This is a genomic window from Streptomyces sp. NBC_01013 (genome assembly GCF_045162765.1).
Lineage (GTDB): Bacteria > Actinomycetota > Actinomycetes > Streptomycetales > Streptomycetaceae > Streptomyces.
Genome location: NZ_CP108687.1, coordinates 1,542,254 through 1,564,285 on the forward strand (window position 1 = coordinate 1,542,254; position 22,032 = coordinate 1,564,285).

The following is a 22,032-nucleotide window of genomic DNA, read 5'->3' on the forward strand; positions in this document are numbered from 1 at the left end:
CCAGGTCAGAGGGGACGGCTTGATTCCGCCTCACGCACCGGCTCCCGTACCGGCCAGCGGCCGTCGATGACCGCGTCCGCCGTGCCCTTGCGGCGCAGGAACTGCTGGAAGTCGGCGGCCCACTCCGCGTACCAGACGATCTGGCGCTCGTGCAGCTCCAATGCCGCCAGGGCGGCCACCGAGCCGTGCCGGGCGGCTATCGCGTACGCCACCCGCACCGCCGCCAGCGCGTCCGCCGCCGCGTCGTGCGCTCCCCCGTGGACCACGCCGTACTCGACGCAGACCGCTTCCAGATTGCGCTTGCCCTTGCGGTAGCGGTCGACCGCCCGGTCGATCGTGTACGGGTCGATCACCGGCCCGATCCCCTCGCCGTCGAGCCGGTCGCTGAGCGAGGGCAGTCCGTGGCGGTGCAACTCGGCCGTCAGCAGCGTCAGATCGAAGGCCGCGTTGTACGCGACCACCGGGATGCCCTGGCGCCAGTAACCGGTCAGCATGTCGGCGATCTCGTCGGCCACCTCGCGCACCGGCCGGCCCTCCGCCACCGCCCGCTCGCTGCTGATGCCGTGGATCGCCGAGGCCTGTGCGGGGATCCTGATCCCCGGATCGGCCAGCCAGGTGTGCCGGCTCGCCGGCTCCCCGTCCGGGCCGTCGACCCGGACGACCGCGGCCGTCACGATCCTGGCCTCCAGCGGCTCCGTACCCGTCGTCTCCAGGTCGAAGCCGACCAGCGCATGCCGGTGCCAGCTCATCCCGTACCTCCTTCGTGGTGCTCCCCCGGATGACGACCACCCTCGCACGGGGCACTGACAACGCGGAGGGACGGCCCCTCAGGAAGCCGCTGGAAGTCCACGCCGGGGAGACGGCCCTCAGGGAACCGGAGGAAGCCCGTCCACGCGGAGGGGCGGCCCTCAGGAAACCGGCCGGGAGTCCGTCCACACCGATTCGAACTCCTCGCGGTACGTCTCGAACAGCCCGTGCTCGCTGTCCTGGCCGGCCCGGACGACCGACCGCCCACCGCCCCGCAGCACCAGCACCGGTGCCTCCATGCCGCGCGCCCGGCGCAGATACGTCTGGACGACCCCCACCGCATTGGCTCCGTCACCGTCCACCAGGTAGGCGGTGAAGCGAGGCGTCTCGTCGAAGACGTGGATCTCGAAGGCGCCCGGGTCGCGCAGCTTGGAGCGGACCCGGCGCATGTGGAGGATGTTCATCTCCACCGACCGGCTCAGCTCGCCCTTCTTGAGGCCGAGCTCCCGCTCACGGCGCTTGACCGCGCTGCTGGCCGGGTTGATGAAGAGCAGCCGGATCCGGCAGCCCGACTCGGCGAGCCGGATCAGCCGGCGCCCGGAGAAGTTCTGCACCAGCAGGTTGAGCCCTATTCCGATCGCGTCCAGCCGGCGCGCTCCGCCGAAGAGGTCCTCGGCGGGCAGCTGACGCTGGAGCCGCACCCGGTCCGGGTGGACGGAGACCACGTCCGCGTAGCGGTCGCCGACGAGTTCCTCCACGGCGTCGACCGGGAGCCGGTCGGCGGAGGGAACGGCCGCGCCGCTGCCGAGGATCTCCAGCAGCCGGGCGGAGGCCCGCTCGGCCTGGGCCAGCACCGCCTCGTTGAGGGCGCGGTTGCGGGAGACCACGTTGCGGGCGACCTCCAGTTCGTCCAGCGCCAGCTCGACGTCACGCCGGTCGTCGAAGTAGGGCTCGAAGCAGGGCCAGTGCTGGACCATCAGTTCCCGCAGCTGCGGCAACGTGAGGAAGCTCAGGACGTTGTCGTCGGCCGGGTCCAGCAGATAGCCCTTGCGCCGGGACACCTCGCGCACGGCGACGGCACGCTGCACCCACTCCTGCCCGGCGGGTCCCGCCGCGGCCACCACCCAGTCCTCACCATGGACCGGCTCGTAGATGGGCCGGAGCACCGCGGCGACGACGGCGCGCAGCCGCTGCTCCACGAGGTTCAGCCAGATGTAGGCGCGCCCCGCCCGCTGGGCGCGCGTGCGCACCTCGCTCCAGGCCTCCGCGCCCCAGTCCAGTTCCGCACCGATCTCCAGGGGCTGCGCCAGCGAGACCGCCCCGGGCGGGACATCGGCCAGATCCCCCTCGTGACCCGTGTCACCTGGGGGCAGCTCGAACCCTCCCGAGCTCACCCGCGCACCGCCTTCCACTCCCCCACCAACGATCAAGGAAGGGTACTCCGCGAGCGGGAGCCGGTGCAGCCGGATGCACAGGCTCCTTTCCCAACTCCCCTAGGATGCACGCTTGTTCCGAGTGGCGAGATCTGCCGGAGTGAGCGGATTCATAGTGATTGAACACCCCGCGCCAAGCCGCATTCCGGGCAACCGGCCGAGCGGGGTTCCGGATTCCGGTTCTGGGCGTCGTGGTGCGGGTCCGATGTTGACCGGACCGGACGGTGTCCGCGACGCCGGCCCCCATTTGCCGTCCGGTCCTAGGTAAGGGCCGCTCTTTCGGGGAAGATCTGCCCCAGGGAGCCCGCATTCCTCAGGCAACAGCATCAGAGTGGAAGAGTCGAAATCTATGCAGGTCTGGCCGGGACAGGCGTACCCCCTCGGTGCCACGTACGACGGCGCCGGGACCAACTTCGCGGTCTTCTCGGAGGCCGCCCACCGAATCGAGTTGTGCCTGCTGCACGACGACGGTTCCGAGACGGCGGTGGAGCTGAGAGAGACCGACGCCTTCGTCCGTCATGCCTATCTGCCCGGGGTGATGCCCGGTCAGCGGTACGGATTCCGTGTGCACGGTCCTTACGAACCGCAGCGCGGTGCCCGCTGCAATTCCGCCAAGCTGCTTCTGGACCCGTACGCACGGGCTGTCTCCGGGCAGATCCAGTGGGGCGAGGCGGTGTACGGCTATCCGTTCGGCCGGCCCGACGCGCGCAATGACCTCGACTCGGCGCCGCACACCATGTCCTCGGTCGTGGTCAACCCGTACTTCGACTGGGGCGACGACCGACGGCCCCGTACGGACTACCACCGCACGGTGATCTACGAGGCCCATGTGAAGGGCCTGACGATGCTCCATCCGGGGCTGCCGAAGGAGCTGCGCGGTACGTACGCCGGGCTTGCGCATCCGGAGGTCATCGCGCATCTGACGGAGCTCGGCGTCACGGCCATCGAATTAATGCCGGTGCACCAGTTCGTCCAGGACCACCGGCTGGCGGACGCGGGGCTCGCCAACTACTGGGGTTACAACACCATCGGCTTCTTCGCCCCGCACAACGCCTACGCCTCCTGGGGCGACCGGGGCGAGCAGGTCCTGGAGTTCAAGCAGGCGGTGCGCGCGCTGCACCAGGCCGGCATCGAGGTGATCCTCGACGTGGTCTACAACCACACGGCCGAGGGCAACCACCTGGGGCCGACGCTCTCCTTCCGGGGTCTGGACAACGCCTCGTACTACCGGCTCGCCGACGACCAGCGCTACTACATGGACACCACGGGGACCGGGAACTCCCTGCTGATGCGCTCCCCGCACGTGCTCCAGCTGATCATGGACTCGCTGCGCTACTGGGTGACCGAGATGCACGTGGACGGTTTCCGCTTCGATCTGGCGGCCACCCTGGCCCGTCAGTTCCACGAGGTGGACCGGCTGTCGTCCTTCTTCGACCTGGTGCAGCAGGACCCGGTGGTCAGCCAGGTGAAGCTGATCGCCGAGCCGTGGGACGTGGGCGAGGGCGGCTATCAGGTGGGGAACTTCCCGCCGCTGTGGACCGAGTGGAACGGGAAGTACCGGGACACGGTGCGGGACCTGTGGCGCGGCGAGCCCCGGACCCTGGCCGAGTTCGCCGGCCGGCTGACGGGCTCCTCCGACCTGTACCAGGACGACGGGCGGCGGCCGCTCGCCTCGATCAACTTCACGACCTGCCACGACGGATTCACGCTGCACGACCTGGTCTCGTACAACGACAAGCACAACGAGGCCAACGGCGAGGGCAACCGCGACGGCGAGAGCCACAACCGGTCCTGGAACTGCGGCGTGGAGGGCGAGACGGACCGGCCCGAGGTGCTGGAGCTGCGCGAGCGTCAGATGCGCAACTTCATCGCCACGCTGATGCTGTCCCAGGGTGTGCCGATGCTCAGTCATGGGGACGAGTTCGGCCGTACGCAGCGGGGCAACAACAACGGCTACTGCCAGGACAGCGAACTGTCCTGGGTGCACTGGCCCGAACCGGCCGGGGCAGCAGCCGACGACGAGGAGCCGGACGGGCAGGACGGCGGTGGCCTCGGCAGCAGTCTGCTGGAGTTCACCCGGGCGATGGTGTGGCTGCGCCGCGACCATCCCGTCTTCCGTCGCCGGCGGTTCTTCCACGGGCGTCCCGTGGAAGGCACGCATGACGAGCTCTCGGACATCGCCTGGTTCACCCCCGAGGGCCAGGAGATGACCCAGCGGGACTGGCAGGCGGCGCACGCCAAGGCGCTGACGGTCTTCCTGAACGGGCACGCCATCTCGGAGCCGGGCCCGCGCGGGGAACGGATCTCCGACGACTCGTTCCTGCTGATGTTCAACGCGAGCGCCGAGACGCTGGAATTCGCCGTCCCGGTCAATCACGGACGGCAGTGGCTGGCGGTCGTCGACACGGCCCGCCCGGACGGAGTACTGACCGGGGCGGGCCCCAAGGTGGCGGCGGGCGATCGGGTGACGCTGGTGGGGCGGAGCATGGTGGTGCTGCAGCGGCCGGCGTAGGGCGGCGGGGGCCGCCGGTCGTGCACTTGTCCGTGCCCGAGTGACACAGGCGGTCCGGATCTGGGTACGGAAGTTCCCATGACGCCTTCCGCCACGTACCGGCTCCAGCTCCAGCCGGATTTCCCGTTCTCGGCCGCCGAGGACGCCGTGCCGTACCTCGCCTCGCTCGGCGTCTCGCATCTGCATCTGTCCCCCGTGCTCGAGGCGGTGCCCGGCTCACAGCACGGCTACGACGTCGTCGACCACAGCCGGGTACGCGCCGAGCTGGGCGGCGAGGAGGGTCTGCGCCGGCTGGCCCGCACCGCGCGCGCGCACGGGCTCGGCCTCGTCCTGGACATCGTGCCGAACCACATGGCCGCCGACCCGCGGCACAACCACGCGCTGCGCGAGGTCCTGCGCGAGGGACCCGGGTCCCCGTACGCCCGCTGGTTCGACATCGACTGGACGGCGGGCGACGGGCGGGTCCTGCTGCCCGTACTCGCCGGACGGATCGGCGAGGAGATGGACCGGCTGCGGGTCGACGGGGAGGTTCTGCGCTACGGCGAGCAGGAGTTCCCGCTGCGGGCCGGCACCGCCCACCTCGGTCTGCCCGAGCTGCTGGACGCCCAGCACTACCGGCTCGGCTGGTGGCGGCTGGCCCGCACCGAGCTGAACTACCGGCGCTTCTTCACCATCTCGGAGCTGATCGGGGTGCGCGTGGAGGACCCGGAGGTCTTCGCCGCCTCCCACGCCAAGATCCTGGAGCTGGTGCGGGACGGCGTCGTGGACGGCCTGCGGATCGATCACCCGGACGGGCTTGCCGATCCGGCCGGCTATCTGCACCAGCTCTCGGAGGCGAGCGGCGGGGTGTGGACGGTGGTCGAGAAGATCCTCACCGGCCCCGAGCCACTGCCCGCCGGATGGGCCGTCGCCGGGACGACGGGGTATGACGCGCTGCACCGGATCGACGGGCTCTTCGTCGACCCGGTGGGCACGGCCGAGTTGCTCGGCGGGTACCGCGAGTTCGTCGCCCCGGCCGGTGACCGGGGCGGCTACTGGACAGCGACCGTGCGCCGGGCCGCGTACCGCGTCGTCACCCATGAGCTGGCCGCCGAGACGGAGCTGCTGACCCGGATCGCCTCCCGCATCTGCGCCGAGGACCCCGAGCTGCGCGACCACGCCCCCTGGGCGCTGCACACCGCCGTGCGCGAACTGCTGGTCCGGGTCCCGGTATACCGCCCGTACGTGACGGCGGGCGGCCCCTGCACCGAGACGGCCGAGGCGACGCTCGACGCGGCCGCGGTGAGCGACGCCAAGGCCGCGTTCGCGGTACGGGAGGAGGCCTCGGCCGTCGACGTGGTGCGGGAGCTGGCCCTGGGACGGCTCGGCGCGGGCGAGGACCGGGCGGCGTTCTGCGCCCGGTTCGCCCAGACCGCGTCCGCGCTGCGTGCCAAGGCGGTCGAGGACACGGCCTACTACCGGTATGTGCCGCTGGTCTCGGCCACCGAGGTGGGCGGCGACCCGGGGCGCCCGGCGGTGGCTCCGGAGGAGTTCCACGCCTTCTGCGCGCGGCTCGCCCGCGACTGGCCCGCCACCGGCACGGCTCTGACGACGCATGACACCAAGCGCAGCGCCGACGTCCGGGCGGGTATCGCGGTGCTGTCGCAGTGCCCCGGGCCGTGGGCGGAGTTGGTTGCCGAGCTGACCCGGACGGCCCCCGCCGCCCCCGATCCGCAGCTCGCCTGGCAGGCGTGGCAGACGGCGCTCGGCTGTGCGGGCCTACCGCCCGGGGAGCAGGCCGCACGGCTGGAGCCGGCGCTGCTCAAGGCGGTGCGTGAATCGGGGCTGTTCACCAGCTGGACCGAACCGGACCCGGTGTACGAGCGGGCGGCGTCGGACTTCGTCGCCGCAGGTCCGGCCGCCGGCACCGGTGCGGCGCGGGCGCTCCTGGAGCGATTCGCGGCGGGGCTCGCCCCGCATGCGCGGGTCAACGCGCTGGGCGCGGCGCTGGTGCACCTGACGATGCCGGGAGTGCCGGATCTCTACCAGGGCACGGAGCGGGAGTATCTGGCGCTGGTCGACCCGGACAACCGGCGCCCGTTCCGGCAGCCGTCCGACGGGGCTCCTGCCGACGAGAAGGGAGAGCTGACCGAGACGGCACTGCGGCTGCGGCGGGAGCGGCCCGAGGTGTTCGGCGAGTCGGGCACGTACGCACCGTTGACCGCCTCCGGTCCGGCGGAGGTGCACTGTCTGGCCTTCTGCCGCTCCGGCGAGGTGGTCACCGCGGTGACCCGACTGTCGCTGGGGCTCGCGGAGTCGGGCGGCTGGCGCGGCACGGAGCTGACGCTGCCGGACGAGGGTGTGTGGCGCGATCTGCTGACGCCGGGCCGGAAGTTCTCCGGCGGGTCGGTGCCGTTGGCGGAGCTGTTCGCGGAGCGGCCGGTGGTGCTGCTCAGCCGGGCCGACCCGTCCAAGGACGGACGAGCAGGGAGCGCGGACCACGGGTGAGCAGGCCGGTGGCCGCTGGGCGGAAGCCCTCCGCCCAGCGCAGGCCGGGCATCGCGTCGAGCAGGGCGCGCAGCCCCTGTTCGGCCTCCAGCCGGCCGAGCAGCACGGCGGGGCAGCCGGCCGGGCCGGGGGTGCCGCGGTCCTGGTCCCGGCGGAAGGGATCGAACACGTCCGGTGCGGCGAACCGTTCCGGGTCACGGCCCGCCGAGCCGATCAGACAGGCGACGGGCGCCCGCGCGGGCAGGGTCCCGCCGCTGAGGGTGACCTCCGTGACGGTGCGGCGCAGCACGACCTGGACGGGCGGGTCGCGGCGCAGCGACTCGGTCCAGGCCCGGCCGGTGAGCGCGGGTTCGATGCGCATGGCGGCCATCAGGTCCGGGTCGTCCAGCAGATTGGCGAGGAACGAGGCGAGTGCGGTCTGGCGCAGGCCGGTGTGCCGGGTGCAGGACGTCCCGGTGTCGGCAGCCGGCGCACCGGCGGGGAGCCAGCGGCAGAACTCCTCGACGAGGTCGGCCTGCGGGCGTTGGGCGATCCTTCGGGCCAGCACATAGGCGGTCCGCTCGACGCGCTCGGCCAGGTGCCCGGGCACGGAGCCGGTCGGCATCGCGTACCGGTCGCTCGGCAGACAGCGGAAGTTCCCGTGGCAGAGGCCCTGCGGTGCCGGTCCGCCCCGGGGTGCTCCGTCGTGCGGGAAGCCCGCGAACCCCGGGTCGGTGAGCGCGGTGGCAACGTCGTCGTACCGGCTGACCAGCCAGGCGCCCAGCGGCGCGTCGTAGATGAGCGGGTACTCCTCGCGGAGCACCCGGTAGAGCCGGTAAGGGTCGTGGGCCGCGCCCGGCGCGAGGAGGCTGGGGCCGCCGCCGGCACGGGCCGCACGGCGGGGTCGCGCGGACGGGCGACGGGCGGTGCCGTGCTCGGGCGAGGGCGTCGGGGCCGGTATGTCTCCGGGTGTGTCTGCCTGCATGGCGCACCCCCGGGGTGTCCGGTGCGCCGGTGCGCGGCGCGGTCCCGTTCAGCTGATCACCTGAACGGGTCCACCGCAGTCGGTGTACGGCCGTACGGGTGACGGGGCGGTCACCGTCCGGTCCGGGCCGGGGCATGCCGGGCGGCCGGCACGCGGTCAGCGGTTCGGTGAACGCGGCGGCGGCGCCGGTCAGCCCGACGCGGAAGAAGACCGCGAGCTCCCGCTTCCCGCTTCGGGGTCCGCAGTGAGCACCGCGCAGGCGGAGGTCTGTCCGCCTCCTGGATGTATTCGGGCGTTCCGACGACGCGGCGAGGTGCCGCGGCCGTCGTGGTGCGCCCGCCGGGGATCGCAGGCAGCCCTCAGGCCGGCGGGCGGAGCGCGGGTGCCGAGAGCCGGAAGGTCATTCTGCCGAAACTGACCTGGTCCCCCTCGCGCACCGACACCGTCCCCGTCACGCGCTGCCCGTTGACACAGGTGCCGTTGGTCGAACCGAGGTCACGCAGCACCCATCGGTCGCCGTGAGCGGTGAGTTCGGCATGCATCCGGGAAACCGTCTCGTGGCTGAGGCGCAGCCCGTTGCCCGGGTCACGGCCGATGAGCAGGGGGTGCGGACTCGGCGCCGGGAGCAGGAGCTTGGGCAGCCGCTCGGCACGCCAGGCCCTGCGCACCCGCTCGGGGAAGCCGGAGACACCGCTCACGGCCCGGAACAGCTGCCGCGACCAGCGCCCGTCGCGCTCCAGGTCAGCGGTGAGCGCGTCCAGTTGCTCGGAACGACTGGCGATCAGGGCCAGTTCCATGCGCCGCATGAACGTGTCGTGGGAGAGCTTGCCCTGCGCCGCGCCCTCTCTGAGCACACCGAGAACACGGTCGCGCTGGGCGTCGGACAGCCGCGCGGGATACGTGTGGGACTCGAAGGAGGACGTCACACGGCCAATTGTCGGGCCGACCGCCCCGAAGTGTCCAGAACAACGCTGCTTTCCGCCCTCCTGACCTGCGCGGCCCCGGGAATTTACGGGGCGCCGCGCGCCCGGCGTTGCTACTGTCGGCCGCCGCGCCGTCCGGGCGACCGCCCGGACGTGCCCGTACACCTGTGGGGGATTCGTGCTCGACGCACCACTCGACCTGACCATCCGTCCGATCAGCGGCCCGGAAGAACTCGACCTCTTCTGCCGGCTGTCCTACGTCCTGGACCACGAACTGGCGGACGACCTCGCGACGGGCCGCCGCCGCCCGGAGTGGATGTGGGTGGCCCTGCGGGACGACCGGGTGGTGGCGCGGATCGCCTGGTGGGGCAAGGACGGCAAGGAGCCGCTCCTGCTCGACTTCTTCGACCTGGACGACACGCTGCCCGAGCCCGAGCGTGGGGAGGCGGGACTGCGGTTGCTGGAAGCGGCGACGGCGGCCGTCGTCCCCGCCGGCGCCCCGCGTCCCGAGTACGGGCGCTTCGTTCCGCCCGACTGGCGTGAGGACCCGGCCTCCCGTGATGTCGTCGAGGCCCGCATCCGGGTCATGGAGCGCACCGGCGCACGCATGCTCGTGGAACGGCTGCGCCTGGAGTGGCGTGCGGGCACTCCCGTACCCGCCGACAGCGGCCGGCTGAGGTTCCGCCCGGTCGCCGGGCGCGAGGATCTCCTCGCGTTGATGACGCCGGTGATGGAGGGCACCCTGGACGCCCACGGGCAGCAGGACCTGGCGTCGGGCCTGTCGGCGCGCGAGGCCGCGGAGAAGCACTACGACGAGGAGCTCGCCCACTACTCGACCCCGCAGGAGTGGTGGCGCATCGCCGAACTCCCGGACGGCGAACCGGTCGGCTTCGTGATCCCGGCGCGCAACAACTACAACCCGATCATCGCGTACATCGGCGTGCTGCCCGCTCGGCGCGGTCATGGCTACATCGACGAACTCCTCGCCGAGGGAACCCGGGTGCTGGCCGGCCAGGACGGCGTGGAGCGGATCCGGGCGGCGACGGACCTCGGCAACGTACCGATGGCGAAGTCCTTCGCGCGTCTGGGCTACGTCAACTTCGAGCGCGCCTTCGACATGGTCTGGGACGACTGACGGAACCCCGCGCCGGGCCGTCCGCCTCCCCTGGCCGGCCCTGCGCGGAGGCCTTGGTGTGGCATTGCGGCTCGGCCCTCAGGAGGACAGCGTGCCGGGCCGGTGCGGCGGCGCGCGTCACCCCCTGTTCGCGCGCTGTTGCCTGATGACGTCGCGGTACCAGGCGTACGAGTCCTTTGGCGTGCGGCGCAGCGTGTCGTAGTCGATGTGGACCAGGCCGAAGCGCTTGCTGACCCCCTCGGTCCACTCGATGTTGTCGGTGAGCGACCAGGTGAAGTAGCCGCGTACGTCGACGCCCGCGTCCATGGCCTCGCGAAGGGCCCCGAGGTGACCGTCGAGGAAGGCGATCCGGCGGGTGTCCGCGGTGGGTTCGTCGACGGCGCAGCCGTTCTCGGTGATGTAGAGGGGCGGGAGCCGGTCGCCGTAGCGGTCCCGCAGCTGGACGAGGGTCTCCCGCAGCCCGTCCGGGACGACGGGCCAGCCGAAGTCCGTCTTCTCGTACCCCTCGATCTCCCTGATTCCGAAGGGGAGTTCGGCCGGCATGCCGAAGCCGGCGAAGCTGGCGAGGGCGTCGGCCGCGGGGGCGCCGACCAGGGTGGGGCTGTAGTAGTTGACGCCGTACCAGTCGAGCGGGGTGGAGATGGTTCGCAGGTCGTCCTCGACGGGACCCGGCATCAGGGCGGCGAAGTTCTCATCGGGGTAGCGGCCGGTGAGGAGCGGGTCGGCGAACAGCCGGTTGGTGAGGGTGTCGTACAGCTCGGCGCCCAGTCGGTCCTCCTCGGACTCGCCGGCGGTCCAGACCGGGGAGTGCGAGACGGCTATGCCGATGTTGTCCGCGCCGGCGGCCCTCAGGGCGCGTACGGCCAGGCCGTGGGCGAGGAGCTGGTGGTGGGCGGCGGGCAGCGCGTCGAAGAGGAGGGCGCGGCCGGGGGCATGCTCACCGAGTGCGTACCCGAGCATGGTCACTTCGGCGGGTTCGTTGATCGTGATCCACATGGGTACGCGGTCGGCGAGCCGTTCGGCGACGATGCCCGCGTACTCGGCGAAGCGGTAGGCGGTGTCCCGGTTGAGCCAGCCGCCCTCCTCGTCCAGCGGGAGCGGGGTGTCCCAGTGGTAGAGGGTGGGAGCAGGGGTGACGCCCTGGGCGCAGAGTTCGTCGACGAGGCGGTCGTAGAAGTCGAGCCCCTGCGGGTTGACCGGCCCGCTGCCGCCGGGCACGACACGGGGCCAGCTCACCGAGAACCGGAAGGCGTCGGCACCGAGTCCGGCCAGGAGGGCCACGTCCTCGCGGTAGTGCCGGTGGAAGCCGGTGCCCCGATTGGTGTCGGTGCCGTCCTTGATACGTCCGGGCTGCGCCGCGAAGGCGTCCCAGCCGGAGGGTCCCTTGCCGTCGGTGTCGGCGGCCCCCTCGGTCTGGAAGGCGGAGGCGGAGGCTCCCCAGAGGAAGCCGGGCGGGAACGGCGGCACGGTCATTTCGGCCTCCACAGCCGTGAGAGGGGGTGCGTATGTCAGAAGCCGGCAGGGCAATGATCAGAACCAGACCTTAATCGCCAGTAGCGGGCTCGATCCAGTGTCGTGGGTCGAAGATCGCGCCTTCTGCCGACCATGGGCCGGTACACGGAGACGAGGGAGCGCTGCATGTTGTTCGAGGTATGGGCACCGGACGCGGAATCGGCCACACTTCGGCTGTCGGGTGAGCTGCGGACGATGGAGCGTGATCCGGACCGGGCCGGCTGGTGGACCGCGGAGGCGGAGGCCGGGCCCAGCGAGCGCTACGGCTTCGCCCTCGACGGCGGCCCGGTGCGCCCCGATCCGCGCTCGCGCCGCCAGCCGGACGGGCCTGACGGCGAGAGCGCCGTCGTCGACCACGATGCCTACACCTGGCGCGCCGACTGGCCGGGGCGAGGGCTGCCGGGCGCGGTCCTGTACGAGCTGCACATCGGTACGTACACCGACGAGGGCACCTTCGACGCGGCGGCGGCCCGGTTGGGACACCTCGCCGAGCTGGGCATCACGCATGTGTCGCTGATGCCGGTCTGCCCGTTCCCCGGGGTCCACGGCTGGGGGTACGAGGGGGTGTCGTTGTGGGCCGTGCACGAACCGTACGGCGGGCCCGAGGGGCTGAAGCGCTTCGTCGACACGGCTCACGGGCTGGGGCTCGCGGTCGTCCTGGACGTGGTCCACAACCACCTGGGCCCGTCCGGCAACTACCTCCCCGTCTTCGGCCCGTACTTCACCGAGACGCACCACACCCCGTGGGGCGCGGCGGTCAATCTGGACGCGCCCGGCTCCGACGAGGTGCGCGCCTTCCTGCTCGGCAGCGCACTCGCCTGGCTGCGCGACTACCGGCTGGACGGTCTGCGGCTCGACGCTGTCCACGCACTGGCCGACACCCGGGCGCTGACCTTCCTGGAGGAGTTGTCCGCCGCCACCGACGTCCTCTCGGCCGAACTGGGCCGGCCTCTCTCGCTGATCGCCGAGTCGGACCTCTGCGACCCCCGTACGACGACACCGCGCGAGGCGGGCGGCATCGGTCTGCACGCCCAGTGGAACGACGACTTCCACCACTGCCTGCACACCGCGCTGACGGGTGAGTCCCAGGGCTACTACGCGGACTTCGCGGCCGCGCCCCTGGCCGGGCTGGCCAAGACGGTGACGAGCGCCTTCTTCCACGACGGCACGTACTCCAGCTTCCGGGGCCGCAGCCACGGCCGCCCCGTCGACATCACCCGCACCGCCGCCCACCGTTTCGTCGCCTACGCCCAGACGCACGACCAGATCGGCAACCGGGCACTCGGCGACCGGCTCGCCGCGTCCCTCTCCCCCGGCCTGCTGGCCTGCGCGGCGGCACTCGTGCTGACCGGCCCCTTCACCCCGATGCTGTTCATGGGTGAGGAGTGGGGCGCCCGCACACCCTGGCAGTTCTTCACCGACCACACCGATCCGGAACTCGCCGAGGCGGTGCGTACCGGCAGGCGGCGGGAGTTCGGGGCACACGGCTGGGCGGAGGAGGACATCCCGGACCCGCAGGACCCGGCCACCCGTGACCGTTCCTGTCTGGACTGGAGCGAACAGCAGCGCGAACCGCACGCCCGACTGCTCGCCTGGTACCGCGAACTGATCGCGCTGCGCCGCTCCCTGCCCGACCTCAGCGATCCGGATCTGGCGACGGTGAAGACGGCGTACGACGACGGAGCCCGCTGGCTGGCGTTCCGCCGGGGCGACCTGCGGATCGCCGTCAACCTCGACGAGAAGCCCGCCACGATCCCGCTGGGCGGCGGCCGGCACCGCAGCGGCGGGGGCAGGGTGCTGGCCGCCTGGCTGCCCGTCGACGCGCCCGGTGCGGACGGGGCGCTGCACCTGCCGCCGGAGTCGTGTGTGGTGCTGGCCGACGACTGATGCCGGGCGGGGCGACGCTCGAAAAACCGACCCCCCGCCCCCCTGCCATGACGTTGGCAAGGGGTCAAACGAGAAGACGTCACGGGTACGGGCGGCCCACCACGATGACGGAGGCCAGGGCCGCTCCGGCGCACGAGGTTCAAAATTCGATGCTGCGGGACCGATGATTTTTTCGCCGAGCCGCTGTCCCATCTGCATCAGAAGTACGGCACCTCCATGTGGAGCGGAGAGAAGAGCATGTCAGCAACTCGCCAGCCGGCGGGCACCGTGAAGTCGACGGTTGTCTCGAGCGACGGGACCCCCATCGCGTTTGAGCAGTCGGGCAGCGGGCCTACGGTAATCCTGGTGTCCTCGGCGCTGGCCGACCGCTCCGACACCAAGAAGCTCGCCGGCCTCCTCGCCCCGCACTTCACCGTCGTCAACTATGACCGCCGCGGCCGGGGCGCCAGCGGCAACAACGCCGACTACGCGGTGCGGCGCGAAATCGACGACATCGCGGCGTTGATCGAGCATGCAGGCGGTATTGCCTCGGTGTTCGGCAGTTCGTCCGGTGCGGTACTCGCCCTGCGCGCCGCCGCGGCTGGCCTGAACATCAAGCGGCTCACGCTCTACGAGCCGCCCTTCGCCGTCGCACCCAGCGACTTCGGACCGCCGCGGGACTTCGCACGGCACATCGACGGTCTGATCGCCGAGGACCGGCGCAGCGAGGCGGTCAAGACCTTCATGACCAAGGCCCAGGGCATGCCCGCGTTCATGGTCGGATCGATGCGGCTGATGCCCGGAGTGTGGTCGAACCTCAAGGCAATGGCCCATACCCTGCCCTACGACATCGCGGTCATGGGCGACACCCAGCAGGGCAAACCCCTCACCGCCGAGACGTGGTCGGCCGCGACTGCACCGACCCTCGTCATGACCGGCTCAAAGAGCCCGGACGGCTTCCAGAGCGCCGCGCGAGCGGTCACGGAGGTGCTGCCCGACGCCGACCATCACACGCTCCAGGGCCTCAATCACGGAGCGGTGGTCATGGCGCCCAAGAAACTGGCGCCGAAGCTCATTGAGTTCCTTCGAGGCTGAGCTTGTTCTTGATCTTCCGGCTTCGAACGGCGTCCCGAACTTGATCACCCAGGCGGGGGTTCGCCGGACGTGGGGGCGGCCTTCGTCTGATCATGTGCTCCGACCAAGGTGCACGTGACCGAGACGAAGGCCGTCCTGCGCGACCTGCCGGTCGAGATGGCCGGCCGGGTCCGCTCCGACCGAGTGATGCGTCTGCCGAAGCCACCGCGAACGCACGGTGTCAGCGGTCGCCCCAGCACGGCCCGGGGTCCCACTTCACCAAGCCGGAGACGGCGCCTGGAGTCCCTGGCCCAAGCCCGTGATCACCACGGTCACCGACACCACCAGCTACGGCAAGGCCGGGACGCAGGCATGGGACCGGGTCCATCCAAGGCTCACCCACCGCTCCTCCTGGCTCGACCACGAGGGTGAACTTCCCCTGGTGGAGAGTACGTTGATGCGGCTGAAGGTCGAGCATCTGTCGAAGGACCGGGATGCCCCGCCAGTGTGGTTATGGTCCTCGAAGACCGGTGCTACCCCGGACGACGTGGACCGCTTCCGGCAGGCATTTCTCCGCCGCTCCGACCTGGAGCACGCCTACGGGCTGTCCCGCAATTCCTGGCGGGACAGCCCTTACTCGACGATCGCCAGCTCGCGGGCCGTGGCGTTGAGCCGGCGGCCGCCGTCCTCGGTGACGGTCACGATGTCCTCGATCCGTACGCCGAACCGGCCCGGGAGGTAGATGCCGGGCTCCACGGAGAAACACATGCCGGGAACGAGCGGCTGTTCCTCGCCCTCGATCATGTACGGCGGCTCGTGGGTGGTGACGCCGATGCCGTGACCGGTGCGGTGGATGAAGCGCTCGCCGTAGCCGAATTCGGTGATGACGGCGCGGGCCGCCCGGTCGACCTCCTGGCAGGCGACGCCAGGCCGCACTGCGTCGCAGCCCGCCTTCTGCGCCTCGCGCACGATGTCGTGGACCCGCTGCTCCTCGGCGGTGGGCTCCCCGACGTGGACCGTGCGGGAGGTGTCGGATCCGTAGCCGTGCTTGAGGCCGCCGAAGTCGAGCACCACCATGTCGCCGCGCTCGATGGTGCGGTCCCCCGCCTCGTGGTGCGGGTTGGCGCCGTTCGGCCCGGAGCCGACCACGGTGAAGTCCACCTGGGAGTGTCCGGACTCGGTGAGCAGCCGGGCCAGATCAGCCGCGACGTCGGTCTCCTTACGGCCGGAGAACCGGACCCTGAGGATCTCTCCGTACGTGGCGTCGGCGGCCGCCCCGGCCGCGGCGAGCCGGTCCAGCTCATGGGCGTCCTTCACCGCGCGCAACATGGGCAGCGCCTCGGTGAGGGAAGCGTACGAGGTCCCGGGCAGGAGCTGTTGAAGCCCGAGAAGGTGCATCGCCCAGGTGTTGTCGCTGATCCCGAAACGGCCCTGCCCGTCAAGCAGTGGCGCGGTGACGGCGTACGGGTCCTTGCCATCGGTCCAGTCACGCAGGGTCAGCGCCGGCGCACCGACGGCCTTCTCGGCGTCGGGGGCCTCCAGGGTGGGCACGACCAGCACCGGGTCCTGGCCTGCGGTCAGGACGAGGACGGTGAGGCGCTCGGTGACCGCCGTGGGCTGGTAGCCGGTCAGGTAGACCATGTCGGGCCCGGGCGAGACGAGCACCCCCGCGAGTCCGGCGGCCGCGGCGCTCTCGGCGGCCCGCGTCATCCGGGCCCGGTAGTCGCCGGCGGTGAACGGCACGGGCTGGTTCGGGCTGGACATGCGGGACCTCCTGGCGACGGCGGAACGGCTCCCTGCATCCTGCCCGCCCGGACGGTCGTGGGCGAGCAGTCAGGACCGCGAGCCGTCACCGAGCCGTACGACGAGGTCTGCGCGGTCGCGCCCCGCGGCGACGAGCCGTGCGTTGGCCTCGTCGGAGCCCTCCACCCAGCGCTCCGCGTACGCCCGCTGCTTGCCGAACCGCACATGCCGGTCGACGAGCCTGCGGATGCGTACGTCCTGGTCGAGCTCCAGGAACCACGCCTCGTCCAGCAGCCCGCGCACCGGGGCCCAGGGCCCCTCCCCGTACAGGAGGTAGTTGCCCTCGGTGACGACGAGCGGGACGCCCGGCGGTACGGGAACGGCGCCCGCGACCGGCTGTTCCAGGGACCGGTCGAAGGCGGGGGCGTACACGACGGTCCCCGGCTCCGGCGCCCGCAGCCGCTGGAGCAGAGCGGCGTACCCGGCGGCGTCGAAGGTGTCGGGAGCGCCCTTGCGCTCCGCCCGCCCGAGGCGTTCCAGTTCGGCCTGGGCGAGATGGAAGCCGTCCATCGGCACGAGGACGGCGAGCGGTCCGAGCGCGCCGACGAGCTGCTCGGCCAGGGTCGACTTGCCGGCCCCGGGCGGCCCGGCGATTCCGAGGATGCGGCGGCCTCCGGCCAGGGCGAGGCGGCGGGCACGGGCCGTCAGGTCGGGTAGGTCGTTGGGGTCCATGGCGGATATTGTCCCGTCACGGGCCGTAGCCCCCGCCCTTCCGTCTCCCTTCCGTCCCGCGAGGAACCCCATGTCCCACATCGCTCTGGTCACCCTGGTCGTCCGCGACTACGACGAGGCAATCGGCTTCTACACCGGAGCCCTCGGCTTCGAACTGGTCGAGGACACCGACCGGGGCGACGGCTCCCGCTGGATCGTGGTGCGGCCGCGGGGCACCGAGGGCACAGGACTTCTGCTGGCCCGCGCCAAGAACGAGGCGCAGACGGCGGCCGTCGGGGCGCAGACCGGTGGGCGGGTCGGCTTCTTCCTGTACACCGAGGACTTCACCGGCGATCATGCGCGCATGCTGGCGGCCGGGGTGCGGTTCCTGGAGGAGCCGCGGCACGAGGTCTACGGCTCGGTCGCGGTCTTCGAGGACCTGTACGGCAACCGCTGGGATCTGCTCCAGCCGGCGTGACGCGCGGCGGGGGCGGGCCGGGTCCGCAGGACCGGGCGGTGACGCCCCGGCCCAACCTCATGGTTCCGCCCCGCTCTTGACGGCCGGCCGAGAGGGCCACCTCCCTCAGCGCGGCCCACCACCCTCCAGGCGAGCCGGGTCCGCCGGGACCCGGCGGTGGACCGGCCCGTGGTCCGGTTCGAGGCCGAGCTCGGCGAAGACGGCGCCGATGTGTCCGTGGACGTGCTGAGCCAGGTCAGTGCGGCGGCCGTCCTCGCTCCTGATTCATTCCCGGCCGCTGAACGCCAGCCGGACCCCCAGGCCGACCATCACGATGCCCGACGCCCCACCGATCCAGGACAGTCGACGTGGTGAACCGGCAAGCCAGTTGCGGGCCGTTCCGGCGAGGAGGCCCCAGGCCGCGTCGGAGATCAGTGCAATCAGGACGCAGATCAGGCCGAGCACCAACAGCTGCACCTGTGCGTTTCCCGCTGACGCGTCGACGAACTGCGGCAGTACCGCACCGAAGATCAGCAGCCCCTTGGGATTGCTCACTCCGACGATGAAGCCCTCCCGGAAAATGCGTCCCGGGCGACCCGCCGCCGAGGCGGTCTGATCCTCCACCATCAGCAGCTTGCGTTGCCGCCATGCCTGAACACCGAGATAGACGAGATAGAACGCACCGGCGAACTTGAGGATCGAGAAGACCAGGAGGGAGCGGGCGAGCACTTCCCCCAGCCCGAACGCCACCAGCACCACCTGAACGAGCAGCCCCGCCTCGTTCCCCACCGCTGTCGACACAGCGGCCTTTCGGCCCAGCGCCACCCCACGGCTCACCACGAACAGGACGCTTGGCCCCGGCACGGCGATCAGCACAGTCACCACGGTCAGGAAGACAGTCAAACGCTCTGGTCCGATCACTTCCGCAGCGTACGCACATCGGCTCCGGCGCCTCCGCTGTTTCGGCGAACTCGTAGGTTCGCCCCCGTTATGTTCTTGGCGGTCCTGCAATGGGACCGCTGGCCTCCGGGCCCGGCATGACTGTGTCCCCCTGTCGAAGGCATGACCTGGGGGGTGGTGTCACCGGGCCCGGGAGGTGCCGTCGGAGACGCTGATGAGAGGTCCGGCCACTGCCCGGTCCGGCGCAATGCCGGACGGCTCGCGGGCGGCAGGTCTGCATAACGTGGATGCGCGCGTACGACACCAACGCCGAGGCCGGCACCGTGAACACCCTTTGGGGAGAGGGAGTATCGATGTTCGACACCACTGAGGTGGGCGTCTTCCTGGGCCTGGATGTCGGCAAGAGTGCCCATCACGGCCACGGGCTGACCCCGGTCGGGAAGAAGGTCTTCGACAAGCAGCTGCCCAACAGCGAGCCGAAGCTGCGGGCCGTCTTCGAGAAGCTGGCCGCGAAGTTCGGCACAGTGCTGGTGATCGTGGACCAGCCCGCCTCCATCGGGGCTCTGCCCCTGACCGTGGCCCGGGACGCCGGCTGCCGGGTCGCTTACCTGCCCGGCCTGGCGATGCGCCGGATCGCCGATCTCTACCCGGGCGAGGCGAAGACCGACGCGAAGGACGCCGCAGTCATCGCGGACGCCGCCCGCACCCTGCCCCACACCCTGCGCTCGCTGGAACTGACCGACGAGATCACCGCCGAGCTGAACGTCCTGGTCGGCTTCGACCAGGACCTCGCCGCCGAGGCCACCCGCACCAGCAACCGCATACGCGGCCTTCTCACCCAGTTTCACCCCAGCCTGGAACGTGTCCTTGGCCCGCGCCTGGACCACCGGGCCGTCACCTGGCTGCTGGAACGCCACGGATCCCCAGCCGCCTTGCGGAAAGCCGGCCGCCGCAAACTCGTCGAGCTCATCCGCCCCAAGGCCCCGCGCATGGCCGCACGGCTGATCGACGAGGTCTTCGACGCCCTGGACGAGCAGACCGTGATCGTGCCTGGAACCAGCACCCTCGGCACCGTCATTCCCTCCCTGGCCCGCTCCCTCGGCGCCGTCCACGAACAGCGCCGGGCCCTGGAAACCCAGATCAGCACCCTGCTGGAGGCCCACCCTCTTTCCCAGGTCCTGACCTCGATGCCCGGCGTCGGCGTCAGGACCGCCGCAGTCCTGCTGACCACCGTCGGCGACGGCACCAACTTCCCCACCGCCGCCCACCTCGCCTCCTACGCCGGCCTTGCCCCGAACACCCGGCAATCCGGAACCTCGATCCACGGCGAACACGCGCCCCGAGGCGGCAACCGGCAGCTCAAACGGGCCATGTTCCTCTCCGCCTTCGCCTGCATGAACGCCGATCCGGCCTCCCGGACCTACTACGACAAACAGCGAGCCCGCGGCAAAACCCACACCCAAGCCCTCCTCCGACTCGCCCGCCAGCGCATCAGCGTCCTGTTCGCCATGCTCCGAGACGGCACCTTCTACGAATCTCGGACACCGAAGGACGTCGAACTCGCCGCATAGCCCCCCACCCGAACCACCCCAAACCCGACAGGGATGCCTTGACGAACGACATAGAGGCACCCCCCCCGGAATCCTGGTCGCGCACGCCGGACCGTCCCGCTCCCCTCAGCGCGCCCCGTTGCCCTCCAGGTACGCGAGCACCGCCAGGACCCTGCGATGGACCGAGCCGTCGTCCGGTTCGAGGCCGAGTTTGGCGAAGATGGAGCCGATGTGCTTGCTCACCGCCCTCTCGGTGACGACGAGTTCGGTGGCGATGGTGCCGTTCGCCTTGCCCTGGGCCATCAGTTCCAGGACCTCCCGCTCCCGGGGGGTGAGACTCAGCAGCGGCTTCGCGGACGCCTTGCGGGTCAGCAGCTGGCTGACCACCTCGGGATCGAGCGCGGTGCCGCCGGAAGCCACCCGGTCCAGGGCCTGGAGGAACTGCTCGACGCGGCCCACCCGGTCCTTGAGCAGGTATCCGATGCCCTGCGCGCCCTGGGCGAGCAGTTCGGCGGCGTAGGTCTCCTCGACGTACTGGGACAGGACCAGGATCGGCAGGTCGGGCATTTCCTTGCGCGCGGCGATGGCGGCTCGCAGCCCCTCGTCACGGAACGTGGGCGGCAGTCGTACGTCGAGGACGGCGGCGTCCGGGCGGTGTTCCAGCAGGGCGGGCAGCACCTCGGGGCCTGCCGCGGCATCCGCCACCACCTCGTGGCCGGAGCTGGTGAGCAGCAGGATCAGGCCCTCCCGCAACAGGGCGTTGTCCTCGGCGATCACGATCCGCACGGCAGCTCCACTTCGATGTTCGTCGGCCCCCCGGTGGGGCTGCTGATGCGGGTGGTCCCGTCCAGGGCGGCGATCCGCCGCCTGATCCCGACCAGCCCGCTGCCGCCGCGTTCGTCCGCGCCGCCGTGCCCATCGTCGCCGATGGCCACGAGCAGGGCGTCCGGGGCCCGGTCGATCCGTACGCGTGCGGCCGTCGCACCGCTGTGCTTGCCGATGTTGGTGAGCGCCTCGGCTATCACGAAGTAGGCGGCGGCCTCGATGGCGGCCGGCAGCCGGAACCCGTCGTCGACGCCGTCGAGTTCCACCGTGACGGGAACGGCCGAGTCCGCGGCCAAGGCCCGTACCGCACCCGCGAGCCCCCGGTCGGTCAGGATGGGCGGGTGGATGCCGCGGACCACGTGCCGCAGCTCCGCGAGCGCCGCGTCGACGCCGTCCTGGGCCTCGTCCAGACGCTGCCGCGCGGCGGCGGGGTCCCGGTCCAGGACCTGCTTGGCCAGGCCGATGCGCATCGAAAGGGCGACGATGCGGGCCTGCGCGCCGTCGTGCAGGTCCCGTTCGATACGGCGGAGTTCGGCACCGTGTGCCTCGACCGCCCCGGCCCGGCTCTCCGTCAACTGGGCTACTCGTTCGGCGAGTTCGGCAGAAGGTGGGATGGTCAGCAGGGACCTGGTCCAGCTCGCCGACAGTTCGGCGAGTACGGGATGCCAGCGCAGGGCGAGGCCCAGGCGCTCGGGCGGTGGCGTTCCGTACTCATCGGCGCTCCGCCGGTCCAGCAGATGCGCGAGGGACAGCACGATCCCGTCCACCAGCAGCGCGACCGGCCACAGCACCATCGCGAGGTAGCCGATGACGTTGCCGGCCAGCGCCTGGAACGGCAGCCACAGGGCCTCGCGCCGGACGGTGGGATCGGTGAGCACATACCTGACCCGCTCGGCGAGCTCGCCACGGTCGAGCGGCAGGTGCGGCGTCGGCCGGAAGGGGACGCCGAGGTACGCCGCCGCCCTGCGCCGCTCGAACTCCGCGAGCCGGTGCAGCGCCTTGGCAGCCTCCGGCAGCGCCGGCAGCCCGATCACCACGACGGCGAACAGCAGCGCCGCCACCACCAGGAACGTGGCGACGTACGCGAGCAGGGCGATCGGGATGCCGATGAGGACATAGCGCGAGGCATGCCAGGAACGCCGGACGGCGACCGTCAGCGGGACGGGGGTGGTGCTCATGCCGCACCACGTTAC

Annotated in this window: 17 protein-coding genes and 1 pseudogene; 8 read left to right on the top strand and 10 right to left on the bottom strand. The window is 71.3% G+C overall.

Annotation, left to right across the window (positions count from 1 at the left end):
• Positions 1-5: 5 nt before the first annotated feature.
• Together OG538_RS06630 and OG538_RS06635 are read right to left on the bottom strand one after the other, a co-directional pair.
• Positions 6-749, bottom strand: a complete 744-nt coding sequence (locus tag OG538_RS06630; protein WP_406091107.1) for a 3'-5' exonuclease — start codon at positions 747-749, stop codon at positions 6-8.
• Positions 750-908: 159 nt separating this feature from the next.
• Positions 909-2,141 (bottom strand): SAV2148 family HEPN domain-containing protein, encoded by a 1,233-nt coding sequence (locus OG538_RS06635; RefSeq protein ID WP_406091109.1) that lies wholly within the window; start codon positions 2,139-2,141, stop codon positions 909-911.
• A gap of 388 nt (positions 2,142-2,529) precedes the next feature.
• Between OG538_RS06635 and glgX the strand changes: the two genes are divergently transcribed.
• Together glgX and treY are read left to right on the top strand one after the other, a co-directional pair.
• The gene (gene glgX, locus OG538_RS06640; protein ID WP_406091111.1) at positions 2,530-4,692 is read left to right on the top strand and encodes a glycogen debranching protein GlgX; all 2,163 of its coding nucleotides are present in this window, start codon (positions 2,530-2,532) and stop codon (positions 4,690-4,692) included.
• Positions 4,693-4,770: 78 nt separating this feature from the next.
• Positions 4,771-7,179, top strand: coding sequence for a malto-oligosyltrehalose synthase (gene treY, locus OG538_RS06645; protein ID WP_406091113.1), 2,409 nt, complete (start codon positions 4,771-4,773; stop codon positions 7,177-7,179).
• On the opposite strand, the gene OG538_RS06650 is transcribed toward treY, so the two are convergent.
• Positions 7,124-8,143 carry a cytochrome P450 gene (locus OG538_RS06650; protein ID WP_406091115.1) on the bottom strand — a complete coding sequence of 340 codons (1,020 nt, stop codon included), beginning with the start codon at positions 8,141-8,143 and terminating at the stop codon, positions 7,124-7,126. The genes treY and OG538_RS06650 overlap by 56 nt on opposite strands.
• Before the next feature lie 359 nt (positions 8,144-8,502).
• Entirely contained in the window at positions 8,503-9,069 is a 567-nt protein-coding gene (locus OG538_RS06655) for an FHA domain-containing protein (RefSeq protein WP_406091117.1), read from the bottom strand.
• 175 nt (positions 9,070-9,244) lie between these two features.
• Here OG538_RS06655 and OG538_RS06660 point away from each other — a divergent pair, with 175 nt between their 5' ends.
• Positions 9,245-10,201, top strand: coding sequence for a GNAT family N-acetyltransferase (locus tag OG538_RS06660; protein WP_406091119.1), 957 nt, complete (start codon positions 9,245-9,247; stop codon positions 10,199-10,201).
• A 117-nt stretch (positions 10,202-10,318) separates the two neighbouring features.
• On the opposite strand, the gene OG538_RS06665 is transcribed toward OG538_RS06660, so the two are convergent.
• A complete protein-coding gene (locus OG538_RS06665; RefSeq protein ID WP_406091121.1) occupies positions 10,319-11,674 on the bottom strand; it encodes a GH1 family beta-glucosidase in 1,356 nt (451 codons plus the stop codon).
• A 165-nt stretch (positions 11,675-11,839) separates the two neighbouring features.
• On the opposite strand from OG538_RS06665, the gene treZ reads away from it, so the two are divergent.
• The 3 genes and pseudogenes from treZ to OG538_RS06680 all read left to right on the top strand — a co-directional run.
• Positions 11,840-13,600: a malto-oligosyltrehalose trehalohydrolase gene (gene treZ / locus OG538_RS06670; protein ID WP_406091123.1), complete on the top strand. Its 1,761-nt coding sequence runs from the start codon at positions 11,840-11,842 to the stop codon at positions 13,598-13,600.
• 237 nt (positions 13,601-13,837) lie between these two features.
• Positions 13,838-14,674, top strand: a complete 837-nt coding sequence (locus tag OG538_RS06675; RefSeq protein ID WP_406100014.1) for an alpha/beta fold hydrolase — start codon at positions 13,838-13,840, stop codon at positions 14,672-14,674.
• Between the two features lie 286 nt (positions 14,675-14,960).
• Positions 14,961-15,254: pseudogene (locus OG538_RS06680) on the top strand (transposase); the annotation flags it as partial.
• 32 nt (positions 15,255-15,286) lie between these two features.
• On the opposite strand, the gene OG538_RS06685 reads toward OG538_RS06680, so the two are convergent.
• Positions 15,287-16,417, bottom strand: coding sequence for a M24 family metallopeptidase (locus OG538_RS06685; protein ID WP_406091125.1), 1,131 nt, complete (start codon positions 16,415-16,417; stop codon positions 15,287-15,289).
• A gap of 69 nt (positions 16,418-16,486) precedes the next feature.
• Entirely contained in the window at positions 16,487-17,128 is a 642-nt protein-coding gene (locus OG538_RS06690) for a nucleoside/nucleotide kinase family protein (protein WP_406091127.1), read from the bottom strand.
• Positions 17,129-17,198: 70 nt separating this feature from the next.
• Between OG538_RS06690 and OG538_RS06695 the strand changes: the two genes are divergently transcribed.
• Positions 17,199-17,585 (top strand): VOC family protein, encoded by a 387-nt coding sequence (locus tag OG538_RS06695; protein ID WP_406091128.1) that lies wholly within the window; start codon positions 17,199-17,201, stop codon positions 17,583-17,585.
• A 264-nt stretch (positions 17,586-17,849) separates the two neighbouring features.
• Here the strand turns inward: OG538_RS06695 and OG538_RS06700 are convergent, their stop codons facing one another.
• Complete coding sequence (locus OG538_RS06700; RefSeq protein ID WP_406091130.1) at positions 17,850-18,485, bottom strand: LysE family translocator; 636 nt, start codon at positions 18,483-18,485, stop codon at positions 17,850-17,852.
• Between the two features lie 332 nt (positions 18,486-18,817).
• On the opposite strand from OG538_RS06700, the gene OG538_RS06705 reads away from it, so the two are divergent.
• Positions 18,818-20,035, top strand: coding sequence for an IS110 family transposase (locus tag OG538_RS06705; RefSeq protein ID WP_406099985.1), 1,218 nt, complete (start codon positions 18,818-18,820; stop codon positions 20,033-20,035).
• Positions 20,036-20,140: 105 nt separating this feature from the next.
• On the opposite strand, the gene OG538_RS06710 is transcribed toward OG538_RS06705, so the two are convergent.
• Together OG538_RS06710 and OG538_RS06715 are read right to left on the bottom strand one after the other, a co-directional pair.
• Positions 20,141-20,800, bottom strand: a complete 660-nt coding sequence (locus tag OG538_RS06710) for a LuxR C-terminal-related transcriptional regulator (RefSeq protein WP_406091132.1) — start codon at positions 20,798-20,800, stop codon at positions 20,141-20,143.
• Positions 20,788-22,017, bottom strand: coding sequence for a sensor histidine kinase (locus tag OG538_RS06715; RefSeq protein ID WP_406091134.1), 1,230 nt, complete (start codon positions 22,015-22,017; stop codon positions 20,788-20,790). The genes OG538_RS06710 and OG538_RS06715 overlap by 13 nt, the downstream gene beginning before the upstream one ends.
• Positions 22,018-22,032 lie beyond the last annotated feature (15 nt).